The 23,626-nt window shown below is 45.2% G+C and carries 19 protein-coding genes; all 19 read left to right on the plus strand.

Annotated features, from left to right (window positions below):
• Nucleotides 1-170 precede the first annotated feature (170 nt).
• The 19 genes from ABIN22_RS15245 (at nt 171) to ABIN22_RS15335 (ending at nt 23,618) form a co-directional block, all read left to right on the plus strand.
• Entirely contained in the window at nt 171-2,099 is a 1,929-nt protein-coding gene (locus tag ABIN22_RS15245; RefSeq protein ID WP_346909732.1) for a putative bifunctional diguanylate cyclase/phosphodiesterase, read from the plus strand.
• A gap of 250 nt (nt 2,100-2,349) precedes the next feature.
• Nucleotides 2,350-3,975 (plus strand): response regulator, encoded by a 1,626-nt coding sequence (locus tag ABIN22_RS15250; protein WP_109732652.1) that lies wholly within the window; start codon nt 2,350-2,352, stop codon nt 3,973-3,975.
• The gene (locus tag ABIN22_RS15255; protein WP_346909734.1) at nt 3,972-5,468 is read left to right on the plus strand and encodes a sensor histidine kinase; all 1,497 of its coding nucleotides are present in this window, start codon (nt 3,972-3,974) and stop codon (nt 5,466-5,468) included. Before ABIN22_RS15250 ends, ABIN22_RS15255 begins: the two co-directional genes overlap by 4 nt.
• A 154-nt stretch (nt 5,469-5,622) precedes the next feature.
• A complete protein-coding gene (locus tag ABIN22_RS15260) occupies nt 5,623-6,687 on the plus strand; it encodes an ABC transporter substrate-binding protein (protein ID WP_109732650.1) in 1,065 nt (354 codons plus the stop codon).
• A gap of 155 nt (nt 6,688-6,842) precedes the next feature.
• Nucleotides 6,843-8,360, plus strand: a complete 1,518-nt coding sequence (locus ABIN22_RS15265) for a sugar ABC transporter ATP-binding protein (protein ID WP_118620159.1) — start codon at nt 6,843-6,845, stop codon at nt 8,358-8,360.
• 1 nt (nt 8,361) lies between these two features.
• The gene (locus tag ABIN22_RS15270) at nt 8,362-9,429 is read left to right on the plus strand and encodes an ABC transporter permease (protein WP_346909737.1); all 1,068 of its coding nucleotides are present in this window, start codon (nt 8,362-8,364) and stop codon (nt 9,427-9,429) included.
• Nucleotides 9,429-10,448: an ABC transporter permease subunit gene (locus ABIN22_RS15275; RefSeq protein WP_109732647.1), complete on the plus strand. Its 1,020-nt coding sequence runs from the start codon at nt 9,429-9,431 to the stop codon at nt 10,446-10,448. Before ABIN22_RS15270 ends, ABIN22_RS15275 begins: the two co-directional genes overlap by 1 nt.
• Nucleotides 10,449-10,762: 314 nt before the next feature.
• Nucleotides 10,763-11,224: a helix-turn-helix domain-containing protein gene (locus ABIN22_RS15280; RefSeq protein ID WP_346909739.1), complete on the plus strand. Its 462-nt coding sequence runs from the start codon at nt 10,763-10,765 to the stop codon at nt 11,222-11,224.
• Between the two features lie 117 nt (nt 11,225-11,341).
• Nucleotides 11,342-12,517 carry an iron-containing alcohol dehydrogenase gene (locus tag ABIN22_RS15285; RefSeq protein WP_118620162.1) on the plus strand — a complete coding sequence of 392 codons (1,176 nt, stop codon included), beginning with the start codon at nt 11,342-11,344 and terminating at the stop codon, nt 12,515-12,517.
• Nucleotides 12,518-12,560: 43 nt separating this feature from the next.
• Complete coding sequence (gene rpiB / locus ABIN22_RS15290) at nt 12,561-13,007, plus strand: ribose 5-phosphate isomerase B (protein ID WP_109732644.1); 447 nt, start codon at nt 12,561-12,563, stop codon at nt 13,005-13,007.
• Between the two features lie 30 nt (nt 13,008-13,037).
• Complete coding sequence (gene mtnA, locus ABIN22_RS15295) at nt 13,038-14,114, plus strand: S-methyl-5-thioribose-1-phosphate isomerase (RefSeq protein WP_346909742.1); 1,077 nt, start codon at nt 13,038-13,040, stop codon at nt 14,112-14,114.
• A gap of 197 nt (nt 14,115-14,311) precedes the next feature.
• A complete protein-coding gene (locus ABIN22_RS15300) occupies nt 14,312-15,073 on the plus strand; it encodes a DeoR/GlpR family DNA-binding transcription regulator (RefSeq protein ID WP_109732642.1) in 762 nt (253 codons plus the stop codon).
• A 422-nt stretch (nt 15,074-15,495) separates the two neighbouring features.
• Nucleotides 15,496-16,443 (plus strand): hypothetical protein, encoded by a 948-nt coding sequence (locus tag ABIN22_RS15305; protein ID WP_346909744.1) that lies wholly within the window; start codon nt 15,496-15,498, stop codon nt 16,441-16,443.
• Between the two features lie 168 nt (nt 16,444-16,611).
• Nucleotides 16,612-17,613 (plus strand): LacI family DNA-binding transcriptional regulator, encoded by a 1,002-nt coding sequence (locus tag ABIN22_RS15310; protein WP_109732641.1) that lies wholly within the window; start codon nt 16,612-16,614, stop codon nt 17,611-17,613.
• A 314-nt stretch (nt 17,614-17,927) separates the two neighbouring features.
• A complete protein-coding gene (locus ABIN22_RS15315) occupies nt 17,928-18,695 on the plus strand; it encodes an SDR family NAD(P)-dependent oxidoreductase (RefSeq protein ID WP_109732640.1) in 768 nt (255 codons plus the stop codon).
• Between the two features lie 198 nt (nt 18,696-18,893).
• Nucleotides 18,894-20,081, plus strand: a complete 1,188-nt coding sequence (locus ABIN22_RS15320) for a thiolase family protein (protein WP_118620165.1) — start codon at nt 18,894-18,896, stop codon at nt 20,079-20,081.
• Between the two features lie 59 nt (nt 20,082-20,140).
• The gene (locus ABIN22_RS15325; RefSeq protein ID WP_346909747.1) at nt 20,141-21,646 is read left to right on the plus strand and encodes a class I adenylate-forming enzyme family protein; all 1,506 of its coding nucleotides are present in this window, start codon (nt 20,141-20,143) and stop codon (nt 21,644-21,646) included.
• Entirely contained in the window at nt 21,643-23,223 is a 1,581-nt protein-coding gene (locus ABIN22_RS15330; RefSeq protein ID WP_346909749.1) for an acyl CoA:acetate/3-ketoacid CoA transferase, read from the plus strand. Before ABIN22_RS15325 ends, ABIN22_RS15330 begins: the two co-directional genes overlap by 4 nt.
• On the plus strand, nt 23,220-23,618 hold the full coding sequence (locus tag ABIN22_RS15335) for a VOC family protein (RefSeq protein ID WP_346909751.1): 399 nt from the start codon (nt 23,220-23,222) through the stop codon (nt 23,616-23,618). Before ABIN22_RS15330 ends, ABIN22_RS15335 begins: the two co-directional genes overlap by 4 nt.
• Nucleotides 23,619-23,626 lie beyond the last annotated feature (8 nt).

Here is a 23,626-nt window from a genome sequence, read left to right on the forward strand (position 1 = left end):
ATGTACCAGTTAAATATATGCTCTTTACCAGAACGTGATTTTTATGTTATGCAAATAATTGCTTTAGAGCTACTTATAGTAGTATTTTCCTTTGAAACATGGTATACTATTTTCAGAAAATTATGTTCGGAATAAAGAAAGGAATGGTCTTTCAGACAATTGCTGAATGAATGTCAGAAAGCCATCGGGAAATCAATATGAAAAAGAAATGGCAGTATGCCCTCCTTGGTTTTTTCCTTGGAATGGCACTTTTAGTCTGCTCTGTTTTTCATTCTGTATACAGTACCCAGTCTTACGGGCGATTGATAAACTATGTTGGTATTGTACGGGGAGCAACACAGCGTCTGGTGAAGCTTGAACTGAACAATGAACCAAGTGACGAACTGATAACGTATCTGGATGATATTCAGGAGAATTTAAGGGATGGAGAGGGAAAGTATGATTTAATCCTTCCGGATGATGAAGAATATCAGGAATGTCTGGGTCAGTTGGAGGAACGTTGGGAAGAACTGAAAGAAGATATTTATACATATCGGGAAGATCATTCTGAAAAAGATGAACTGCTAAAGGATAGTGAATCGTATTTTGCATTGGCCAATGATACTGTATTTGCGGCAGAAGCATTTTCATCTGACCAAATCAGGAATCTGCTGGGAATGACGATTGTCCTTATTGCATGTATTATTGTGGTCTGGCTTTTCTTATTTTGGTCTAATATAAGAAAGATACTGAATCTTGAAAGTGCGAATAAAACATTGGAAGATAAGGCCGGAAGAGATATTCTGACAAATGCATATACTGTAGTGAAATTTAAAGAAGTTGCCCAAAAGCTGTTGGACAAAAACCACGATAAAAAATATGCGGTATTTTATGTTGACTTTGCAGATTTCAAGTATATTAATGATTTGTTTGGATATGCGTGGGGAGACCGGATACTGAAGGAGTACGCGAATATTATACAGAAAGATATGAGGAGTGATGAAGTTTTCTGCCGTGTTAATGCGGATAATTTTGTGATTCTGAGATACTATGACTCAAAGAAAGAATTACTGGAGAGACAAAAAGAAGTTGATACAAGGGTTACAGAGTATATGCGTCAATCAACCGAGAAACATGCACTCTCTGTGTGCTGCGGGTTATGCTGTGTCGAAGATGTTATAGAAGACCTGAAGATTGAAGGCCTCATGGACCGGGCCAACTTTGCACGGAAAACAGTAAAGACAGGGAAGTTTGACAAATACCGATTCTATAATGAGAGCATCCGGAGAAAGCTTTATCAGGAGAAATCCATTGAAAGCAGTATGGATACAGCACTTGAACAGAAAGAGTTCAAAGTATACTACCAGCCCAAGGTCAAGCTTTCATCCAACAGAGTAGTCTGCTCAGAAGCGCTTGTCCGCTGGCAGAAGCCAGATGGCACTATCATATCCCCTGCGGATTTTATTCCTGTTTTTGAAAAGAATTATACGATACCACTTCTGGACAGATATGTTTTCGAAGAAGTGTGCAGATGGCTCAGACATCTGCTGGATACGGGGAGAGAGGCACTGCCTGTGTCTGTAAATGTTTCCCGTCTTCAGTTTTATAACAGTGATTTTGTTAAGGCTTACGCAGAAATCCGTGACAAATACAGGATACCTGAAGGGCTGCTGGAAATTGAGTTCACAGAGACCATCCTGTTTGATAACTGGGACGTACTGAGCGGAATCGTCGAGGATCTGCACAAGGCAGGATTTTCCTGTTCTATAGATGATTTTGGAAAAGGATATTCTTCCCTCAGTACAATACAAAATCTGAATATAGATGTCCTGAAGATTGATGCCATGTTTTTCCCGAATATTACCACAAAAGAAAAGGACAGGCTGCTTGTCGAGGGAATCATAAAACTGGTCCGCCAGTTCGGTGTTGTGACTGTAGCAGAAGGCATTGAGACAATGGAGCAGGTAGAATTTTTAAGGAGCGTTAATTGTGACATGATTCAGGGATATGTGTTCTACAGGCCAATGCCTGAAGCGGAATACGAAGAGCTGCTATATACGCTGGAGAACCGGAAAGAGGATATTCCTGTGCAGGAAAGACTAGAGACATGCCTGTGTTGAAAGAATAGGTGTCAGATGAACTTAATATGAAGATAAGAATCCACCAGAGCTGTAAGATGGCATCTGGTGGATTTTTATTAGGGCGCTGTGTATTTTGGGGATCATAAAATATCCAACTTAATTCGAAAAATATCCCACCTTATCCAAAAATAATACAAATATATCGTAAGAAAACATACCATATGAAAGAAATATATGATTGTTGTCTTTTGGGAATAGCGGTAAAATATTGGTGACAGGAGGTCATAAGATGATAAAAGTATTTCTTGTAGAAGATGAGATTGTAATAAGAAACGGAATTAAAAACAGTATTGACTGGCATAGAGAAGGTTATGAATTTGCAGGAGAGGCGAGTGACGGAGAACTGGCTTACCCAATGATCCTGAAGGAAAAGCCGGACATACTGATCACAGATATCCGCATGCCCTTTATGGACGGCCTTGAGCTTAGTAAAATGGTCAGAGAGGCACTTCCAGATATTAAGATCCTGATCCTGAGCGGGTATAATGAATTCGACTATGCGAAGGAAGCGATTCACATAGGGGTTGCTGACTATCTTCTGAAGCCAATATCATCGGCAAAGCTTTTGGGGGCCCTCGGCCATATTGCGAGGCAGGTTGAGCAGGAGCGCGAAGAGCAGCAGATGAAAGAACAGTTCAATAAGGATAATCAGGAATTTATCGAGAATGAGAAAATGAGGCTGTTTGACGGATTGATTGCAGGGAACCTTTCTGTGAGCCAGGCGGTAAACGAGGCAAAGGCATTGGGAATGGACTTGAGTGCACAGGTGTATAATGTGTTATTGTTTAAAGTGTCTGTAAAAATCAATGATTATGATACACCCGAACAGGCAATGGAAGCTTTTCGTGACATTGAAAGTGCACCGGATACCGTGCCAGGGACTTTTTATTTCCGCAGGGGCGTGGAAGGCTGGGCATTTCTAGTAACGGCAGGGACGGTGGAAGAGGAGCAGGAGAAGATGAACCGCCTCAAAGGATATTTTTCGGAGGTCATGGAGAAGTATCCCGGCGTCGAATATTACGGGGGGATCGGACAGAGCGTTCAGCGGATCCGGGAGCTCGGAAACTCTTACGATCAGGCAGGGATTGTGTTTTCTACACGCTTTGTCAATGAGTCCCGGCAGATCCTGACTGCAAATGATATCAGGCTTATACATGAGAAGGGAACCATCAATGTACAGAGCCTTGACTTAATGGAGAGGAACAGGACACTAATGGAGAAGTTTCTCTCAAAAGGGACGGCAGAGGAGATTGAGAGTTTCCTTACAGCCTATTTTGACGAGATGCCGAAAGAAAATATGCAGTCATCCCTGATGCGCCAGTATATTACAATGGATATGTACATCGTAGCCAGTTCTTTCTGTGACAGGCTTGGAATCCCCAAGGAGGAGCGCGAAGAAGAGGCGAAAGAGCTGGAAACAGCCTTACAGACGATGACAGGAGAAGAAAGCGTGAACAAATATGTCAGACAGCTCCTGAAAAATACAATTGACAGAAGGGATACAGTGAGTGGGAGCCGTTATTCCGATGTGATAGAGAAGGCAAAGGAGTATATTGCCTCCAATTATATGTCTGAGGATGTATCCCTGAATACTGCGGCGGCTGCTGTAAATATGAGTCCAAGCTATTTCAGCTCGGTATTCGGGCGCGAAGCCGGCAGGACATTCGTGGAATACCTTACGATGGTGAGGATGGATAAGGCAAAAGAGCTGCTGATGTGCTCCCCGCTTAAGACTTCTGAGATCGGTTATGAGGTGGGGTATAAAGATCCCCACTATTTCAGCTACATATTTAAGAAGACGCAGAACTGTACTCCGAAGGACTACAGACAGCGGGGAAAGAAGGGCCAGGAATGAAAAAACACGGCAAATCATTAACGCTAAATAAGCGGATAGCCCTGATCCCATGTTCTGTATTCCTTCCAATGCTTCTGGTTGTGGTCTATCTGGCTGTAACATTAATCAGGTCTGCCGATGCTTACAGCGCGATCACGGAGAGCGTCATGTATGCCAACTTTTATTCGAAGGAATTCAAAGAACGCATGGATTACAGCATGTATCTGGCAGTGATCGGCAGTAAGACGACGGAGGAATTAGGGGATGGTAAGACGACGATCAACGGTGTTGTGACAGTAGACCCATATAAATATATAGAAGAATTATCGGATGTCTGTGATGAGCTGTCAGATATGGCAACCGCGTCTATTAACAGGAAGAAGATCATTCAAGTGAATAACAGCCTGAAATCTCTGAAAAAATGTGTGACAGAACTGGAGCGTATGATTACGGATAATGTCTCCTATGATGAAAAGATGGATTATCTGGATGAAAATATCCGCGGGAGAAGCGGTCTTACCACTGTGATACAGGGAGCTCTGCAGGAGTATGTATACAACGAAACGAAGAATTTTGACCAGGCGAAGGATGAACTTCGGTTAAAGACAAGAAATGCCGTTGAAATGACCATTATTGCCCTGTGCATCACCGCAGTGATTGCGATCGGTTTGTCCATACTGGCGGTCCGGAGTGTAACACGTCCGATTAAAAAACTGTGCTCGCAGACGAGGAAGGTTGCCAAAGGGGACTTTACTGCCAAAACAAAGATTGAAACGGTGGATGAGATTTCAGTTCTGACAGACAGTTTTAATGATATGACGGCAGAGATCGGCGTGTTGGTGGACAATATCAAGAAACAGGAAAAGAACCTGCGCATCACAGAGTCCCGCCTCATGCAGGCACAGATTAACCCGCATTTCCTCTATAATACGCTGGATGCGATCATATGGCTGGCAGAGGAAAGGAAAACAGACGATGTTGTTTCTATGGTGAACTCCCTGTCGGAATTTTTCCGCACAACGTTAAGCAAAGGGAAGGATTATATTACGGTAAAAGAAGAAAAATCCCATGTAGAGAGCTATCTGGAGATCCAGCAGTACAGATATCAGGATATCATGGATTATGAGATTGACATTGCAGAAGAAATATACCCTTACATGATACCAAAGCTGACCCTGCAGCCCCTTGTGGAGAATGCCCTTTACCACGGAATCAAGAATAAAAGGGGGAAGGGCACGATCAGGATCACCGGATGGAAAGAAGGGGAGAGGATTTACCTGAAGGTATCTGATAATGGAATCGGCATGAGTGAGCAGGCGCTTGATAAACTGCGCAGAAGCATGTATGGCATCAACGGTGAGGTGGATGAGAGTGGTTTTGGACTGGCGAACGTGAATCAGCGCCTGCAGTATTATTATGGTGAAGAATATGGGGTGTTTTTTGAGAGTGAGGAAAATGCCGGCACAGAGGCCACTGTAATTATCCGGGCAAAAAATATCGCCCCTTTATCGTAAATAATCCATACTTCTATAAAAATGGGATGAAGATATCTTAAAATATTATAAAAATGTAAAAGGATAGTCTGTTTCTTATTTCCGGAAAAATCTGTAAGATATAGCCAAGATGATTGATACAAAAGCAATCAGAAATTTAAGGAGGATTTGTAGAATGAAGAAAAAATTGTTATCAGCATTTATGTGTGTTGCGATGTCGGCGGCATTACTTGCAGGATGCGGCGGAAAAGACCAGAGCGCCGATGCAGGTACAGACAACGGGGGAAATGAGGGCGGCAGCGATGTAATCACGATTGGTTTCTCACAGGTTGGTGCGGAATCTGACTGGCGTACGGCAAACTCTGAATCTATGAAGAGTACATTCAGTAAGGATAACGGATATGACCTGATTTTTGATGATGCACAGCAGAAACAGGAGAATCAGATTACTGCAATCCGTAACTTTATCCAGCAGGAAGTTGACTACATTGTGCTGGCACCTGTTACAGAGACCGGATGGGATACCGTTTTACAGGAAGCAAAAGACGCAGATATACCGGTTATCATTGTTGACCGTATGGTAGACGTTTCAGATGATGACCTGTTTACCGCATGGGTCGGATCAGACTTCGAACTGGAAGGAAAGAAAGCATGTGCATGGCTGAATGCATACGCAGAAGCAAAAGGAATGAAGGAAGTTAATATCGTGGACATCCAGGGAACAATCGGTGCATCTGCCCAGATCGGCCGTACAAAAGGTCTGGAAGACGCGGCAAAGGAGTATGGATGGAACCTGCTTGCATCACAGTCAGGCGAATTCACACAGGCAAAAGGACAGGAAGTTATGGAGTCTATGTTAAAACAGTATGACAACATCAATGTAGTATACTGCGAGAACGACAACGAGGCATTCGGTGCAATCGATGCGATCGAAGCAGCAGGCAAGACAGTAGGTCCTGACGGGGATATCCTTGTAATGTCATTCGATTCAACAAATGCAGGACTGACAGATACATTAAGTGGAAAGATCATCCTTGACACAGAGTGTAACCCGCTCCACGGACCCCGCGTAGAAGAAATCATTAAGAAACTGGAAGCAGGGGAGACGCCTGATAAACTGGCCTATGTTGATGAAGAAATCTTTGCACACGGCGCTGATGTTGCATCTGTAACAGTTGACGGAAAAGACTATGCTGTAACAGAAGTAACGGAAGATGTTATCTCACAGCGTGCATACTAAGAAGAAAATAAAGACCAGACTGCCGGAAGCGGCAGATATTTAGAAGCAGGAATTGAACAGACAGGCGTGGCGGAAGACTTAAGGCATGTTACCTGATATGCTGCCACGCCCTTTTTATGCCCAAAATCGGCGAAGGAAAGCAGGTGAACCCCAAAATGGAAGATAATATTGTATTGACGATGAGAGATGTCTCAAAAACATTTCCGGGTGTGAAAGCATTACAGCATGTAGATTTCACACTGAGGAAGGGAGAAATCCATGCATTAATGGGAGAAAACGGGGCCGGGAAATCTACACTGATCAAGGTGCTGACCGGTGTGCATGAATTCGAATCCGGTGAAATCCGGTTAGAAGGAATCGACGGCGCAGTAATCAATCGTTCCCCCCAGGATGCCCAGGGCCGGGGGATTAGTACCGTTTATCAGGAAGTGAACCTCTGTCCGAACTTAAGTGTCGCAGAGAATCTGTTTATCGGCAGAGAACCGAAGAAAGCAGGTATGATAGACTGGAAGACAATGAATAAAAAATCCACACAGATATTAAAGGATTTGGATATAGAAGTATCAGCGGGACAGAATTTAGAGGAATGTTCCATTGCAAACCAGCAGATGATTGCGATAGCAAGAGCGGTTGATATGCAGTGTAAAGTGCTGATATTGGATGAACCGACATCATCACTGGATGATGATGAAGTAGAAAAGCTGTTTACCCTGATGAAGAAGCTTAAAGACGAAGGCGTCGGAATCATATTTGTTACTCATTTCCTGGAACAGGTTTACGCGGTATGTGACAGGATCACAGTACTGCGAAACGGGGAACTGGTCGGGGAATATGCAGTGAAAGACCTGCCGCGTGTGATGCTCGTGGCAAAGATGATGGGAAAAGATTTTGACGACCTTGCGGATATAAAGAGCCTGCATGGTGAAAAGGACTACAGCAGGGCGGACACGGTTATTCAGGCAAAAGGCATTGGGAAAAAGGGAACGATCCGGCCGTTTAACCTGACAATCCGTAAAGGGGAAGTGATTGGCCTCTCCGGCCTGCTTGGATCCGGACGTTCCGAGCTGGTCCGGGCGATATACGGAGCAGATAAGCCGGACAGCGGTGTTCTGGAAGTAGACGGGAAACCGGCAAAAATCAATGCCCCGATCGACGCAATGAAAAAGGGGATGGCTTATCTGCCTGAGGACAGGAAAAGGGACGGTATTCTGGCAGATTTGTCCGTGCGTGAAAACATCATTATAGCCCTGCAGGCGAAGAGGGGGATGTTCAGGCCTATGAGCCGGAAGGAAATGGAAGAAGCGGCAGACAAGTACATTGATATGCTGCAGATTAAGACAGCCAGCCGGGAGACACCGATCAAGAGCCTGTCAGGGGGGAACCAGCAGAAAGTGATCATTGGGAGATGGCTGCTGACGAATCCCGAATATCTGATTCTGGATGAACCGACGAGGGGAATCGACATCGGAACAAAGACGGAGATACAGAAACTGGTTCTGGACCTTGCCGACCAGGGAATGGCGGTGACCTTTATTTCTTCTGAAATAGAAGAAATGCTGCGTACCTGTTCCAGAATGGCAATCCTGCGCGACGGGAAAAAGGTAGGGGAGTTAGAAGGCAGTGAACTGTCCCAGGATGGCATTATGAAAGCGATTGCCGGAGGTGAAGAGTAAGATGAATAAGAATTTCAATCTAAAAAAATTAACAGGCATGCGTTTGTTTATGCCAATCGTTTGTCTGCTTGCGGTGCTGCTAATCAACGTCATTACGACGCCGGGATTTTTTAAGATATCGCTGAACAATGGTGTACTATATGGCTATATCATTGACGTGGTAAACCGTGCATCTGAGCTGGTTGTACTTGCAGTCGGAATGACCCTCGTAACGGCGGCATCCGGCGGGCAGGACATCAGTGTGGGAGCCGTGATGGCCGTGGCAGCGGCCATCTGCTGCCAGATACTGTCTGGCGGGGACGTTTCCACAAATGCATTCCAGAACCCCTTCATACTGGCGGTTATTGCGGCTCTGGCCGGTGCCGTTCTCTGCGGCGCGTTCAACGGTTTCCTTGTGGCAAAGCTGAACATCCAGCCAATGGTTGCCACCTTGATCTTATTTACGGCAGGGCGCGGAATCGCGCAGTTAATTACGAAAGGACAGATTACATATGTCCGTGTAGAGAGTTACAAGCTGTTGGGCGGCTACATCGGAAAGTGTCCGATCCCGACCCCGATATTTGCGGCAGTCATTGTTATTCTGATTGTACATTTTATCCTGAAAAAGACAGCGCTCGGCCTTTACATTGAAAGTGTCGGTATCAACGCGACCGCTTCCAGACTGGTAGGGCTTAATTCTACCATGATCAAGTTCCTGACATATGCCATTTGCGGCTTTCTGGCGGGTATTGCAGGCCTTGTGGCATCCAGCCGTATCTATTCAGCCGATGCGAATAATATCGGTCTGAATCTGGAAATGGACGCGATCCTTGCGGTCGCACTCGGCGGCAACGTACTCGGCGGAGGTAAATTCAGCCTAATGGGTTCTGTCATCGGTGCATACACCATTCAGGCGCTGACGACAACTTTATATGCCATGAATGTATCAGCTGACCAGCTTCCGGTATATAAGGCAATCGTTGTAGTCATTATCGTGACGCTGCAGAGCCCTGTATTTAAGAAGGCGGTAGCAGGAATGAAAGCGAAACGGAGTTTGAAAAGGCTGGTGGCGGAAGGAGGAAATCAGTAATGAATCGGTTTAAAAATAAGAAAAAATTAAACGGCAGCAGTTATCTGCTTATAATTACCATCCTTCTGTTCATCTTTATGTATGTGGCAGGCATGGCAGCCTTTAGCGACAAAGGATTTGCAAAACCCCAGATGTTCCTGAACCTGTTCATATCAAATGCGGGACTTCTTGTCATCGCTATGGGGCAGACGATCGTCATGATCACTGCAGGAATCGACATCTCGGTTGGTTCGGTGACAGCGCTCGTCTGCATGGTAATCGCAAACCAGATGGAGAACCACGGCGCCAATGCGTATGCCGCGGTAGCTATGGCGCTTGGAATTGGCCTCGCGTTTGGCCTTGTGCAGGGGTTCCTTGTAGCATATCTGGACATCCAGCCGTTTATCGTGACACTGGCCGGGATGTTCTTCGGAAGAGGAATGACATCCATGATCAGCACGGAAATGATATCTATTAAGAATGAAACATTTTTGAAATGGGCTAACTATAAGATTTACCTTCCAATCGGTTCCTATAGCAAGAGAGGAAATTTCCTCCCGGCCTATATATACCCGACGGTCGTGATTGCACTTGTTGTACTCGTTATTATCATCATCGTCATGAAGTATACGAAATTTGGGCGCTCGGTCTATGCAATCGGGGGAAATTCCCAGAGTGCTATGATGATGGGGCTGAATGTCAGGAAGACAAAGCTGAAAGCTTACCTTCTGGATGGGTTTCTGGCAGGACTTGGCGGGTTCCTCTTCTGCCTGAACAGCTGTTCCGGATTCGTAGAGCAGGCAAAAGGGCTGGAAATGGATGCGATTTCATCCGCGGTAATCGGTGGTACACTGCTGAGCGGCGGTGTGGGGGCGCCATTTGGAACATTGTTCGGAGTTCTGATCAAGGGAACCATCTCGAGTCTGATAACCACACAGGGGACGTTGTCCAGCTGGTGGGTAAGAATCACACTGTCCGCATTGCTGTGCTTCTTCATCGTGTTACAGTCCATTTTTGCGGGAATGAAGAAAAAGAAGTAGTGAAGCCGTTCCCCGGCAGTCTGATGATTTGGATGGCGGATTGCGTCGCAGATGCAGTACAGTGGGAAAAAGAGGCAGAAAATAAAAGACATCTCTTTTGTCTTTGTTTTCTGCCTCTTTTTCGTCTAAGTATTACTGAGAGTACTAAAAGGCGTGATTACAGTAACGCTGCAACTGGCGGTTGCGGGTGTGTAAATTAGAAATGGTGGTGGGATTCTCTGGCAGATGGTATAGTAAAGGCAGGATAAGGATAAATTTTGAGGGGCTGAAAAGATGCTGACATATTATGAAAACTTGAAATGGAGGAGCTTGATATGACGATTGGTGAGAAGATTCAGAGGTGCAGGAAGGAACAAAAGATGTCTCAGGAGGATCTGGCTTCAAGGCTTGGGGTCTCAAGGCAGGCTGTTTCTAAGTGGGAATTGAATGAATCTGTGCCGGATACAGAGAATGTAGTTGAGCTGGGACGGATTTTCCGGGTTTCGCTGGATTATCTTTTGAAGGCCGAAATTTCGGAACCGGAAGAAACTGCGTGTGTGGTGGATGATTCTTATCAGGAGGATGAAAAAAGAGGAGGGACGAAAAACGTGAAATGGTACAGGCGCCCGGCGGTTATTGTCTATTTCGTTGTCTGTATTTTAATTATCACAAGTTTATCTTTTTTGGATTCCCCGGGAGTGGGACTTCTGTATGTGCTCGATATTACCTTCCTTTGGGGGATCGGATATCTGTTATGGCTGTGTGTAAAGGCTTTGAAAAAGTATGTACGGAAATAGAACTTAGTGATTGTGGAAATCTTTGTGTAAATCCGTCTTTTGATTGTGGATATCTTTAATGTATGATAAAATTTATGTGGAAAAAAGCAGGATGTATCATGATAAGGAGAAAAGATTATGCAGGATTTTACTTTTTACAGTCCAACCTATTTTGTGTTCGGAAAAGGAAAAGAAAATGAGGCAGGACATTATGTGAAACGGTTTTGCGGAAGCAAGGTTTTGATCCACTACGGCGGCGGAAGTGTAAAGCGCTCCGGACTGCTTGACAGAGTGAAAGCTTCATTAGAACAGGAAGGAATCGAGTATGTGGAGCTCGGAGGTGTTAAGCCGAATCCCAGAAGCGGCCTTGTGTATGAGGGAATTGAACTTTGCCGGAATGAAGGCGTTGATTTTGTCCTGGCTGTCGGCGGCGGAAGTACGATTGATTCTTCCAAGGCGATTGCGGCAGGGGCTATTTACGACGGAGATTTCTGGGACTTTTATCAGGGGAAGGCGATAGAGCGTGCACTTCCGGTAGGGACAATCCTGACGATTGCGGCAGCAGGCAGCGAAGGGTCACCGGATTCTGTCATTACGAAAGAAGAAGGGATGTTTAAGAGAGGGGCATCAGGGGAAGGGATACGCCCGGCGTTCTCTATCCTGAATCCGGAGCTCACACAGACTCTTCCGGCTTATCAGACAGCCTGCGGGGCGACAGACATTATGGCCCATGTTTTTGAACGTTATTTTACAAATACTGCTGATGTAGAGATTACAGACAGATTCTGTGAAGCAGTACTGCTTACAATGGTAAAAGAAGTTCCAAGGGTTCTTGCAGATCCCAATAATTATGAGGCGCGTGCAAACATTATGTGGGCAGGAATGACAGCCCATAATAATATCTGCGGAGTAGGAAGAGAACAGGACTGGTCCAGCCATGATATAGAGCATGAATTAAGCGCAGTTTATGATTGTGCACATGGAGCGGGGCTTGCAGTGGTATTCCCGGCCTGGATGAAATATACGGTGGAGCACAATCCGATGAGGTTCGCCCAGATTGCTGTCCGTCTGTGGGGATGCCAGATGGATTTTGAAAATCCAGTCAATACGGCCCTTGCGGGAATAGATGCATTTAAATCATTCCTCAGCTCGATCGGGATGCCAGTATCCTTTGCAGAACTTGGAGCAAAGGAAGAAGATATCCCTGCGATGGCAGAAAAATGCTGTCATGGAGACAACAGGGGCGGGACGGTTGGAAATTTTGTGAAATTACATCAGGAAGATGTGGAAAACATTTACCGTCTGGCATTATAATGAATAAGCAGAACGATAACAACAAGATGGAGGAAAAAGGAAAATGAAAATAGGAATTGGAAACGATCATTCAGCACTGGAACTGAAAGCAGAGATCATAGAGTTTCTTGAGAATAAGGGGCACGAAGTGGTTGACTTTGGGACTAATTCAGCAGAGAGCTGTGATTATCCTGTATATGGCGAGAAAGTTGCACGTGCTGTTGTAAGCGGGGAAGTGGATCAGGGGATTCTGATCTGCGGAACAGGACTTGGCATTTCACTGGCCGCAAACAAGGTAAAGGGAATCCGTGCGGCAGTCTGCAGTGAACCTTTTACCGCGCGCATGGCAAGACAGCATAATAACTGCAATATTCTGGCTTTTGGTGCAAGGGTAGTCGGCGGGGAGCTTGCGAAGATGATCGTGGAGACATGGCTTGATACAGAGTTTGAAGGAGGCCGCCACCAGCGGAGAGTGGACATGATCAGTGCTATTGAAGAAAAGAACGAATAGGAAGCTTTTACATAAAAGAGGAATTGAATTATGAAGAAAACAATTCTTGATTGTGATACTGTTGCTCTGGATGAGGAAAACGGTGCCCTGGTGATTATCGACCAGACCCAGCTTCCGACGAGGATCGAGCTTAAGTTCCTTACAGATATAGAAGATATCTGGGAGGCAATCTATCTGCTCAAGGTCAGAGGGGCGCCGGCGATTGGTGTGGCAGCAGCAATCGGTGTGTATCTTGCGGTAAAAGACCTTCAGACTGACAGTATGGAGGTTTTTTCAAAGAAGTTTAAAAAGGCAAAGGATTATCTGGCATCGTCCAGACCGACTGCCGTGAACCTCTTCTGGGCCCTTGACCGGATGGAGGCGGTGGTTACCGGGCACATGCAGTGCGGCGTCGGGGAAGTGAAAGAACTCCTGCACCGGGAGGCGGTTAATATCCGCTCAGAAGATATTCAGGTCTGCCGCAGGATCGGCGAATATGCACTAGAACTCGTTAAGCCGGGAGCCGGCCTGCTTACACATTGTAACGCGGGACAGCTCGCTGCGGTAAAATACGGAACGGCCACAGCACCGATGTACCTCGGACAGGAGCGGGGGTATGGATTCCGCATCTATGTGGATGAGACGCGTCCACTGCTTCAGGGGGCAAGGCTGACCGCATTTGAACTGCAGGCCGCGGGTATGGATGTAACGCTGATCTGTGATAACATGTCCAGTGCGGTTATGAAAAAGGGGCTGGTGGATGCAGTCTTTGTGGGATGTGACAGGGTTGCGGCAAACGGAGATACAGCAAATAAAATCGGCACATCCGTAGTGGCGGCTGTGGCAAAGTATTATGGGATTCCTCTGTATGTCTGCGCGCCGACATCAACGATAGACATGTCCCTTCCGACAGGAGATAAAATACCGATAGAGGAACGTTCGGATGACGAAGTCACAGAAATGTGGTACGAAAAAAGGATGGCACCGGCAGGAGTCAAAGTTTACAACCCCTGTTTTGACGTAACGGATCACGGATTGATCTCAGGTATCATTACAGAATACGGCATGGCAAAGGCTCCTTACGAAGAGGCGTTTCGGGAGATATTCAGGGAAAAACTTAATAAGTAGAATGAAATACACAATCGGTGATATAAACTAGATTGTGTATTTTTTTGACAATATTAAAAATTTGGAAAAAATTGGAAAAATATGTATCTTGTAGGGGAGAAAGTGTGCTAAAATATGAACATAGGAATCATATATCATTCCTATAATTGTGGTGTTTGGTTCAGGAAGCTTTTCTGAAAATACACAGGGAGATCGGTATGGAGGAACGCAGAAGAAAAATCTTACAGGAACTTGAAGAAAAAGGAAAGGTCCGTGTAAATGAATTGAGTGCAGAGCTGGGGTGTTCTGAAGTGACAATCAGGAATGACATCAAATGTATGGAACGTGCAGGACTTCTGATTCGTACTCACGGAGGTGCACTAAAGATAGAAGAAACCCCGCAGAAAAAATATTCCGCAGAAAGCATCTACAGGAATACAGACAAGAAAAAAGCCATTGCTGCACGTGCGTACGAGTGTGTAGATGACCGGGACACAATTATTATTGATGATACGTCTACCGGTTTTTATCTGGCACTTCATATTAAGCAGCATGCTGAGAAAAGAATTGCAGTTGTGACAAATTCACTGCTTGTAGGCAATGAGCTTGCAGGATTGGATCATGTTGAACTTTACATGGTTGGCGGCCCGGTAGGGGGACACCTTGCGGCTACTATGGGGGACGAGGCAGTCGCAGATATTTCCAGATTCCATGTGGACAAGGCTTTTATTGGCGTGCATGGCATTAATTTTGATGTGGGGATTACATCAACAGCATCTCCACAGGTTCAGGTGAAGCAGGCGATTATGAAAGCTTCAGATAAGGTAATTGTGCTGGCAGACAGCAGTAAATTCGGCGGTGGATATCTGTCAGTTATCTGCCCGCTGAGAGATATTTACCAAATCATCACAGATGAAGAGGTAGATGAGGAATATTCTGAACGCGCTGAAAGAGAGCAGATACCGCTTATAATTGCATAATTGCCGGAAAATACAATGGCTCAGGGCTCCTGCTTCAATTTGATGCAGGAGCCAAAATCGTGGAAAATTTATCTTGTATAAAGCGTTATGCAGTGCTATACTAACTTCACATCAAAATCTCAGACCATTTTATTCATAATATTCTAAGGTCTGAATCTTATTTTCTGCATCTGGCAGAAGATAAATCTGATTTCCTTGGCGATTCAGCCGGAAATTACCAGTTTTGATGAACTAAAAACTAAATAAGGTGGATATGATCAGTGTCCAGGCAATGTACTCTGCTTTATGTTATCATATACAATTTCAGACTTTTTGTATGGTAATACTAGATTGAAACAACATGGGCCTGTGTATATAATAGAAGCTAGGAGAGTACATCTTACGTGACGTTTGGCATATCCCCGGAAAGAAGGAGGACATTTATGTCAGAAGAAAATCATGTTGCGTATCAGAACAAAGACATTGCGGCAAAGTATCTGGCTGAACATTTTTCAGACAAGTCATTTGCTGCCTATGGGGTGAAGGTGCCCCGGATTGTAAAAGTACTTCCTACAAACCTGCCTGTGATAGAGGCAAACGAACTGCGGCTGGACAACCTGTTTTTACTGGAGGATGGCTCACTCGCGCTGGTCGATTATGAGAGTTCATATGCAGATGCGGATAAGATAAAGTATCTCAACTACATTATCCGTACATTAAAAAGGAGTATGACAGAAGACAATATCATGCGCAAAATCCGGATGATCGTGATTTATACGGCGGATATAGCTCCGGCACAGACAAGGTCAAATCTGGATATTGGCTGTCTGCAGTTCCAGTTGGAGGAGGCATTTCTGACAGAACTGGATTCTGTGAAAATAGAAGACGGAATCAGACAAAAGCTTAACCACGGGGAGTCTTTAACAGCAGAGGAACAGATGCAGTTTATCATACTTCCATTGACGTACCGGGGGAGGGAAAAGAAAGAAGCGTGTATCCGGCGCTGTTTTGATATGGCGAAGCAGGTAGAGGACGCGCAGGAGCAGGTATTTATACTTTCTGGTATACTGGTATTTGCAGATAAGGTGATAGATAACGAAGATTCTAAGGAAATGAGGGAATGGATAATGATGACAAAAGTATCAAAGTTATTCGAAGAAGAAAAGATCGAGTATGGGAGAAAAGTGGCTGCAGAGGTTTCTGAGAAGGCGGCTAAAGCAACGAAAGAGGCAGTTGAAAAAGCAACGAGAGAAAATGAAATTGGGATTGTAAAAAGGATGCTGTCTAATGGTATTTCCTTGGAACAGGTTAAAGCAGTCGTGACTATTTTAACGGAAGAGGAAGTGAAAGACCTGCAGAAGGAAGTTAAACGGCAAAATAATAATGATTAAAAATTTCAATATTATTTGTAGTATTGAAATAAAGAGTCAATTGTACTAAAATTGATGTGTAACAATTGGAGAATATTTAACAATTTAGTATTATTCAAAAAAATGCAGAAAATTTGAACGCTGTATTATTTGTAAGAATGAGTTTTCTGGCAAAGGAGGAAAAGTAAAGTGGGGATTACGATAAAACAACTGTCAGAAATGAGCGGATATTCCTGTTCAACGATTTCCCGTGTGATTACGAATAAAGGAAATGTAAAGGCCGAGACAAGGGAAGCCGTTGAACGGCTTTTGATGGAGCAGAATTACCGTACGAATGTTATGGAATTGAGAATGGCCGGAATTAACCAACGGACGATCATGATTATAGTCGGAGACCTGGATAACTGGTTTTATATGGAGATGATACGTGGAATACAGAGGCGGGTGGCAGAGGAAGGCTACATTTCCGTAATCGGATACAGTGATAATGAAGAAAAGGCCGAAAATGAATATGTCCAGATGGCTTATCAGGAAAGCTATGCAGGGATCATGTTCATTAACGTGAAAGGTGACTCTATCCTGAAGCAGATGCTTATGCAGAATAAGTGTCCGGTCGTGTTCCTGAACAGGTCGGTGCGGTTTGTAGATCTGGATACGGTTTGCAGTGATAATTATCAGGGGGGATATATGGCAACAAACTACCTGATTGAGATGGGACATAGAAAGATAGCTCATCTGACCGGGAGTCTGTATTCATCTGTTACTTTTGAGAGGATGAGGGGCTATGAGGATGCCATGCGGGATGCCCATTGTGTCATATCTAAGCACAGCCTGTTTTATGGGGACCTTAAAAGGGAAAGTGGATATCAGTTTGGCAGACAGCTTGCCGAGAAAGGATGGGACTTTACGGCAGTATTCTGTGGGAATGACCTGATGGCCGTCGGACTTCTGGAGGCGCTGGAAGAGTATGGAATACAGGTCCCTGAGGAAGTCAGCATCGTATGTTATGATGACACACCGATAGCGGAAAAGGCAAAAATACATTTGACAACAGTGGGAGTAGAGGCAAGCCGTATGGGGAAAGTTGCGTCAGAAATGCTGCTCTCCAGAATAGCCGGAGAAAATATAGAGTCCAGAACAATATCCTTTAAACCCAAGATGACAATACGAGACAGTGTCAGGAAGATATAGGACAAGGCGATGGCGGCCCAGAGTATATAAGAAAAGGGAGCCGGATCAACTGAAAGAAATTTGATGAACCAAATCAAATTTCTTTCAGTTGATCCGGCTCCCTTTTCTTATATATACGTAGACAGAAAGAGTAATATTGATAAAAATTTAACAACGAAACGAATGAATAAAAATTTCATAAACGATATTCTGGTTATTGTTTTGTTACAAAAAAGAAATAGGAAGTTTAGGTAATTTACGAATTGCGAAAGTATTGGTAAGGGAATAAGCTTTAAGTAGGTACAGAGAGTTGATAAAGATCAAAGGAGGCACACATGAGACTGAAAGATAAAGTAATCATTGTTACGGGGGGAACAAAAGGAATCGGAAGAACGATTGCACTGGCAGCTGCGGCAGAAGGGGCAAAGGTTGTGATCGGAGGCCGGGATGCAGAAGGCGGCCGTACATTTGTTGAAGAAGTGAAGCAGAATACCCCGGGCGACGGTATGTTTGTGAAGGGGGATCTGACAAGTGTGGACTGTTGCAGGGAACTGGTCGAGGAGACGGTTAGAAAGTACGGGAAGCTGGATGGTCTGGTTAATTATGCAGGAACAGTATTATCAATGGCCCCGATCACAGAGACAACCGAGGAACAGTTTGATTCTATTATGTCTATCAATTTTAAGAGTGCGTTTTTTGTCACTAAATATGCGGTAAAGGTTATGCAGGAGAATGGGGGAGGTTCCATCATCAATATGGGATCCATGCACGCATATGGGGGAGAGATCGACAGAACGGCCTATGCCTGTTCCAAGGGGGCAATGTATACACTTTATAAACACATTGCAAAGAATTATGCAAAGGACCTTATCCGGTGCAACTGGATTACAATCGGCTGGGTTGCAACACCAGGGGAACTGGCCCTTAGAAAGGAACAGGGGGTCGGTGAGGACTGGCTGAATGAAGTGGGGAGTAATTACTTTCCAATGGGCCGGCTCCAGACCCCGGAGGATTATACAGATAGTGCGTTATTCCTGTTGGGAGACGGATCTTCACAGGTAACGGGAACGGAGATATTTGTAACAGGTGGGTTTATGTTTTAAATAATACCGGATGTGTTACTGTTCACACCCTACGAGCGTGCACAGTAACGGCATCTGCCCATTAAAAGTCGCCTGCGGCGAGGGGCAGATGCCCCGAAACCATCACTTTATCGGCCCCGATGCCGTGCAGCTAGGTGCACGGCACGGTGTGCACAGTAACCCGGATGTGCCTAGCGGGTACAGGATTGGAGGAGACAAGTGAAAGATATTGTAATTGTTTCAGGAGCAAGAACAGGAATCGGAAGTTTCGGGGGCTCACTGAAAAATATGAGTGCCAGTGACCTTGGCGGAATCGCCATAAAAAGTGCGGTTGAGAGGGCGGGTTTAAAACCGGAACAGATTGATGAAGTTGTGTACGGATCAGTGGGGCAGATTGCGGAAAATGCATTTATATCCAGAATCAGTGCAATTAAGGCAGGTATTCCGTATGAGGCTACGGCGTTAAGTGTGAACAGACTCTGCTCGTCAGGACTTCAGGCGATTCTGACTGCGGCACAGGAAATCGAAACAGGATTTTGTGAAATTGCAGCAGCCGGCGGAACGGAGAGTATGTCCACGCTTCCTTATTATGTAAGGAATGGACGGTTCGGATACCGGATGGGGCATGGGGAGCTGGAGGATGGCCTTATTACCATACTCTCAGACCCGCTTACAAGAGACCATATGGGGATCACTGCTGAGAATGTGGCCGAAAGGTATCAGATTTCGCGGGAAGATCAGGACACCTATGCATACAAAAGCCAGATGAGGGCGGCAGCGGCAAGAGACGCCGGAAAGTTTAAGGATGAGATCATACCGGTTACGGTAAAGGTTAGCAAAAAGGAAGAAAAGGTCTTTGAACAGGACGAATATATCAGAGATACGATTTCACTGGAAAGTCTTGCGAAGCTCCGCCCATGTTTTAAAAAGGATGGAACTGTCACTGCGGGAAATGCATCTGGCATCAATGACGCAGCGGCAGCAGTCGTTTTGATGGAAGAAAGAAAGGCGAAGGAGCTTGGATTAAAACCTCTTGTCAGAATCAAGGCAGCGGCATGTGCAGGAGTCGATCCCGCACTCATGGGAATCGGACCGGTTCCGGCAATGAAGAAATTATTTGCACAGACAGGCCTGACAAAAGAAGATATCGGCCTTATTGAATTAAATGAAGCCTTTGCTTCACAGTCTCTGGCCTGCATCAGGGAACTCGGACTGGATGAAGATAAGGTGAATGTAAACGGAAGCGGGATCTCAATGGGACACCCTATCGGAGCGACCGGATGTATCATTACTATTAAATTAATGAATGAAATGATCAGGAGACAGGTAAAGTACGGCATTGCTACACTGTGTATCGGGGGAGGCCAGGGGCTGGCAGTGTTATTTGAACTATGTGGCAACGATTAAGCACATCCGATTAAGAGGAGAAACAGATCGTGTGAACAGTAACGGAAAGGATATCTCCTATGGATTATACGGATCATATAAAACAATACCATAAACCTTTTTTAAACATATATGGGACATTAGTCGATTCTGCAGTCAGATATCCGGACAAAATTGCTATTGCAGATGATGAGAGATCGGTTACATACGCTCAGCTGCTTAAGGAAGCAGACAATTATGCGTCAAAAATAGCTGGATTGAAACTCAGCACCGGAGATCAGGTCGGATTTGTCATGGTAAACAGTATCCGTATGGTATCCTGCTTCTACGGGGCAGTAAAACTCGGATGTATCGTGGTCATGATTAATACAAAATTTAAGGCAGAAGAAATAGCAAAACTTCTTTCAGAGATGGATGTCAAAGCAGTGTTCTGTGATGAGAGATGGAAAGACAAGGTAACGGGGACTGCGGAGAAGCTGGGTATCTGCCATGTTATTACGGAAAATTATGACTGGGGTGAGATAGAAGAAAAAAAGACTTCCTGTGTGCAGAATCCGGACTACCCAGCTGTTATTATGCATACATCAGGGACGTCTGGTCCACCGAAAGGGGTCATGATTACCCACCGGAATATACTGGAGACTGCATATGGATATCAGGAAATTCAGGGGCTTGACAGCAGTGCGGTTACAGTATTGTCTGTTTCACTGTTCCATATTCTGGGACTGAGCTGTGTTACGACATACTTTATTTATCTGGGAGGCACTATTGTAATGTCCGCGTTCTATGATGTCAAGGATGTCTTGAAAAATATAGTGAAGTGGAAAGCAACACATTTTCATTCGGTTCCGACGGTATACCATCAGATTATTCTTGCCGGCAGCGGTAAAGTGAGTCTCTCATCTTTAAAAGTTACAGTATGCGGAGGCGCTCCGATCAAGGAAGAACGAGTCAGGGAATTTGTAAAACTGGCGCCTAATGCATCCTTCCGCCTTGCTTACGGAATGACGGAGACGGCCGGGTCAGGGGCATTATCACGCGGGCACCGGGAACCGTTAAAGGCAGTGAAGAATGTTTACATAGAAGTACAGGGGAAAAACGGGCGGTCTTTGAAACCATATGAGAAGGGGGAGATTGTGTTTTACGGACCTGTTGTGGCAAAGGGGAGATGGAATTGCGAATCTCTGAAAGAAGACAGGATGCCAAGCGGTGACATTGGTTATATGGACGAAGAAGGCAGGATATTTGTGCTGGACAGGATGAAGGACTTGATTAACCGGGGCGGGGAGAAGATATTTCCTTCGGAGATAGAAAGCACACTTCTGGAATATCCGGGAATCATGGCAGCTTCCGTGGTGGGAGTCAGGGATGAGGAGTATGGAGAACTTCCGGTAGCAGTCGTCGTGCCGGGCCGGGGAGAAAAGGTGGATAAAGAGGCATTGAAGTGCTGGATGAAGGAGAGGACAGCTACATTTAAAATGCCCTGTATGTTCGAAATATGGGACTGTCTGCCTGTAACACAGAATGGCAAAGTAAGGAAAACGGAAATTAGAAAAATGCTGGAAGAAATGAGGGATAAAGGATGAAAAAGCCCAAAGTGATTACGGCCGGCGAGGCTGTCGGATGGATCAGGAATGGTTCCACGCTGTGCACAATCGGGATGTCGCTGGTTTCATCGTGTGAAACAATATTGAAGGAAATAGAGAGACAATTCTTAGAGACCGGGGAGCCAAGAGAGCTTACCTATCTGCACAGCTGCGGACAGGCTGACCGGAGAGGCGGGTTTGTACATCTTGCACATGAAAATCTTCTGAAACGGGTGATCGGAGGACACTGGGGGCTCGGTCCACAGATGATGGACCTTATCGCCGGAAACAAGGTGGAAGCCTACTGCCTGCCGCAGGGACAGATGGCAAATATGTACCACAGCATGGCACTTAGGGAACCGGGCAAGATCAGCAAGATAGGTCTTGGAACATTTATTGATCCGCGAATTGAGGGCGGAAAGATGAATGAAAGAACAAAGCCTCTCGAAGATATTGTGGAAGTAATCGAAATAGACGGGGAAGAGTATCTGAGATATAAGGAAATACCAATTGATACCTTACTGATCCGCGGGACTTATGCGGATGAAAATGGAAATATTTCCACAGAAGAAGAGGCTATGGTACTGGAAGTATTGCCGGCTGTAATGGCCGCGAAGCGCTTCGGAGGTAAAGTGATCTGTCAGGTAAAGCGGATTCTGAAGGCGGGATCAATGGAACCCAAAAGGGTGGTTGTGCCCGGGGTATTTGTGGATGGGATCGTGGTATGTGACGATGTTTACGAAAACCACCGACAGACTTCATCCTGGTATTATGACCCTTCCTACAGCGGGCAGGCAAAAGTTTCAGAGTCTGCATCTGAGCCGCTACCCTTAAGTGTAAGGAAAATCATCGGTAGAAGGGCCGTTATGCTTCTTAGTAAAGACAGTATTATCAATGTAGGAACCGGGATACCGAACGACGTGATCGGTGGAATACTGGAAGAGGAAGATCTTCTGGATGATATTACGATCACAGTGGAGTCTGGAATCTATGGGGGCGTACCGGCGGGCGGTATTGATTTTGGTATTTCCAGAAATCCGCAGGCTTTGATCCCACATGACCGGCAGTTTGAATTCTACAACGGTGCGGGTATCGATTTTACTTTCATGGGAGCAGGGGAGATGGATCAGCACGGTAATGTAAATGCGACGAGAATGGGAAACAAGGCACCCGGAGCCGGTGGATTTATCGACATTACGACGCTGGCCAAAACGGTTGTGTTCTGTTCGACATTTACCGGAAAAGATTTGGATGTTGGCTATGATTCAGAGGGAATCAGAGTCAGAAAAGAGGGAAAAATCAAAAAACTGGTAAATAATGTTCAACAGATTTCTTACAATGGGAAGCTTGCAGCCAGGAATGGACAGAATATGTATTATGTGACAGAACGTGCCGTTTTCCGGCTGACCGAAGACGGTCCGATGTTAATCGAAATCGCAGAAGGAATAGACCTGCAGACAGATGTGCTTGACCAGATGGAATTCACTCCGCTGATCAGTACGAATCTGAAATTCACGGATAAGGCAGTTTATCAGGAAAAGCCGGTCGGGATCAAAGAAAGGATGGTGGGAGCTTGAAACCACTCAGACTGCACCATGTCGGGATTATTATGAATTCTAAGGAAAGGGCTGATTTGTTTCTGGAACAGTTTGGACTGGAGACAGATTATATGGAATACGTGGAAGAATACCATGCAGATTGTCTGTTTACGAAATACACGGAACAGGAAAGTCCTATAGAACTGATTATACCGACAGAAGGTGTTTTAAAGGAATATAACAGGGGAAAAGGCGGAATCCATCACATTGCCTTTGAGGTGGATGATGTGGAAGCGGCAAGGGAAGAATTCGAAGGAAAAGGAATGGAGATGCTGGAAAAAGTGCCTGTAAAGGGCGCCGGAGGGATTCTAGTTAATTTTTTAAGGCCAAGATATGGACTGGGTGTTTTGGTGGAGTTTGTCCAGAGAATATAAGAGTATGG

It is taken from the genome of Faecalicatena orotica, assembly GCF_905197545.1.
In the GTDB taxonomy this organism is placed as follows: domain Bacteria; phylum Bacillota; class Clostridia; order Lachnospirales; family Lachnospiraceae; genus Faecalicatena_A; species Faecalicatena_A orotica.